We start from the raw sequence: 1,172 nt of genomic DNA, 5'->3' as shown, positions 1-1,172 counted from the left end.
GTATCAACATCAGAATCAGTATCAACATCTGAGTCGGTATCAACATCAGAATCAGTATCAACATCTGAGTCGGTATCAACATCAGAATCAGTATCGACCTCAGAATCGGTATCTACATCTGAGTCGGTATCTACATCTGAATCGGTATCAGCATCAGAATCAGTATCGACTTCCGAATCTGCATCAACCTCAGAATCGGTATCGACCTCTGAATCAGTTTCTACTTCTGAATCTGTCTCAATGTCAGAATCAGTATCAACATCTGAGTCAGCATCGATGTCAGAATCAGTATCAACATCTGAATCAGCATCAACCTCTGAATCGGTCTCAACGTCTGAATCGGTATCGACATCTGAATCAGTCTCAACGTCAGAATCAGTCTCAACGTCAGAATCAGTTTCTACATCTGAGTCAGCATCGATATCTGAATCAGTATCAGAGTCAGTATCTACTTCAGAATCAGTATCAGAGTCAGCATCTACCTCAGAATCAGTATCAGAGTCAGCATCTGTCTCAACGTCTGAATCAGTATCGACTTCTGAATCTGCATCTACCTCAGAATCAGTATCGACTTCTGGATCCGTTTCTGCGTCAGAGTCAGCATCAGTTTCTACTTCTGAATCCGTTTCAACGTCAGTAAGTCAATCAATGTCAACGTCAGAATCAGTTTCTACATCAGAATCAGCATCGGCTTCAAAATCAGTATCTACTTCAGAATCAGTATCTACTTCAGAATCAGTATCAACCTCTGAGTCAGCATCGACCTCAGAATCAGTATCAGAGTCAGCATCTGTCTCAACATCTGAGTCAGTATCAGAGTCAGCATCTGTCTCAACATCTGAGTCAGTATCAGAGTCAGCATCTGTCTCAACATCTGAGTCAGTATCAGAGTCAGCATCCGTTTCAACCTCTGAATCGGTCTCAACGTCTGAATCAGTATCTACCTCAGAATCAGTATCGACTTCTGAATCAGCATCGACCTCAGAATCATTATCGACTTCTGGATCCGTTTCAACATCTGAGTCAGCTTCGACATCTGAATCGGTCTCAGCATCTGAGTCAGTTTCAACGTCAGAATCAGTTTCAAGTTCTGAATCAGTCTCAACGTCAGAATCGATTTCAACATCCGAGTCAGTATCAGCCTCTGAATCAGTCTCGACATCCGAGTCATT

1 pseudogene is annotated in these 1,172 nt (G+C 42.4%); it reads right to left on the bottom strand.

Going from position 1 to position 1,172, the window contains the following annotated elements:
• Nucleotides 1-641 precede the first annotated feature (641 nt).
• Nucleotides 642-1,172: pseudogene (locus tag HMPREF1195_RS11380) on the bottom strand (clumping factor A); the annotation flags it as partial.

It is taken from the genome of Streptococcus parasanguinis CC87K (genome assembly GCF_000507765.1).
Classification (GTDB): Bacteria; Bacillota; Bacilli; order Lactobacillales; family Streptococcaceae; genus Streptococcus; species Streptococcus parasanguinis_J.
Note: the sequence above shows the minus strand (reverse complement) of the source record. Positions and strands in the feature narration are given on the sequence as shown.